The sequence below is a fragment of the Microbacterium sp. zg.Y909 genome, from assembly GCF_024626565.1.
Map to the genome: position 1 here is coordinate 1 of NZ_JANJFJ010000627.1, position 1,610 is coordinate 1,610.

The 1,610-nt window shown below is 73.1% G+C and carries 2 protein-coding genes; both read right to left on the reverse strand.

Features of this window, described 5'->3' with window-relative positions; genetic code table 11:
* Positions 1–80: 80 nt before the first annotated feature.
* On the reverse strand, positions 81–266 hold the full coding sequence (locus tag NQ160_RS23565; protein WP_257517327.1) for a hypothetical protein: 186 nt from the start codon (positions 264–266) through the stop codon (positions 81–83).
* A gap of 9 nt (positions 267–275) precedes the next feature.
* A partial coding sequence (locus NQ160_RS23570; protein ID WP_306854132.1) for an SbcC/MukB-like Walker B domain-containing protein occupies positions 276–1,610 on the reverse strand: 1,335 nt, incomplete at its 5' end.

The following is a 1,610-nucleotide window of genomic DNA, read 5'->3' on the forward strand; positions in this document are numbered from 1 at the left end:
TGACCACGAGCCAGACGCCGACGCGAGCGGGCGACGGCCGTTTCTTGTCAGGATCCACAGAGCCGGTCACGAGCAGGTTCTCAGTGCCGGCGGGAGCGGGCGAACATCGCCCGCATCGCGAAGAAGACGATGATCGCGACCACGGCGACGATGGCCAGTTTGATCGCGAACATCAGCACGCTGCCGAGCACGCTCACCAGTACCCAGGCGATCACCACCGCGACGATGATGCCGAGAACTGTCCAGATCGTGCTGCTCTTGTCCATGAGGCCAGCTTAGGAGGCGTGGGAGACCACGTCTTGCCGGATGATGCTCGGCCCCCGCGGCGTGGCCTCGACGAGCAGCTGCGCGGGCAGCTGTTCTTTCATCGCCTCGACGTGGCTGATGACGCCGACGGTGCGGCCACCGGCGCGCAGCTCGTCGAGCGTGCGCATGGCCAGTTCGAGTGTGTCGGCGTCGAGGGAGCCGAATCCCTCGTCGATGAACAGGGTGTCTAGACGCATGCCGCCCGCTCGCGCGGTCACCACCTCGGCCAGGCCCAGCGCGAGCGCCAGCGACGCGAGGAAGGTCTCGCCGCCGGACAGCGACTGCGGCGGCCGCGACTGCCCGGTGTGGGCGTCGAGCACCTCGATGCCGAGGCCCGAGGCGGCCCCACGGGCCGCGCGGGCGTCGGAGTGGTGCAGCGTGTACCGGCCGGCCGACATCTCGGCCAGCCGCACGTTCGCCGCCGCGACGATCTCCTCGAGCTCGGCTGCGAGGACGAACGTCTCGAGGTCCATCTTCATGGTGTTCGGCGCCCGGCCCGCGACGGTGTCCGCCAGCCTGCGCACGGCTTCGGCCTCGTGGGCATGATCCGCGACCGCCGCGTAGGCCTCGTCGGTCTGGATGACGAGCTCGCGCAGGCGGTCGGCGACGTTCTGGGCGTCGCGCTGCGCCGCGATCGCCGCCGAGCGGGCGGCGTCTGCCGTCGCGACGACGGATGCCGCCGCATCGAGGTCCACGGGCTCGTCAGGCGTTCCGGCGAGTTCGAGCTCGAGTTCGAGGGTGCGCTGACGCGTGGCGGCGAGATCGGTGTCGTGCGTTGCGACCCGTTCGGCCAGCGCCGTCACCGCGCGCTCGTCGCGGAGGGCCGCCGTCGCCTCGGCCGCGTCGGCGAAGGCGGATGCCGCGAGGCGCGTGTCCCGCTCGAGGACGGCTGCGGCGCGGTGCTGCTCGGCCCGCTCTGCCGCGGCTCGCGCGGCGTGGCAGGCGCGCGCGGCGTCGCGCTGCAGACGGGCAGCGGACACCCGCTCGGTCACGGTGGAATAGGTGCCGCGCGCGTCGGCCACCGCCGCGCGGAGGTCGACCAGGGTCGCCTCGAGGGCGGCGACCGTCTCTCGTGCGGCGTTCAGGTCGGCGGCGAGCGCGTCGCGCGCCGCCTGCGTCGCGGCCTCGAGCTCCACAAGCTCTCGGTGCTGGGCCTCGAGCTGCTGCGCGAGCTGCTCGGCCGCGGTCGCCGCGCTGACCGCCTCTTCCGCGGCGGTCAGCCGGGACTGCAGCTCTTCTCCGCTCTCGCCACCGGCGCGGGCGGCGGCATCGGCGTGCGCCGTGCGCGCGGCGTGGACGGCGTC

Coding starts and splice junctions, on each gene's coding strand:
- NQ160_RS23565 (WP_257517327.1), bottom strand. CDS start 266: ATGGACAAGAGCAGCACGATCTGGACAGTTCTCGGCATCATCGTCGCG.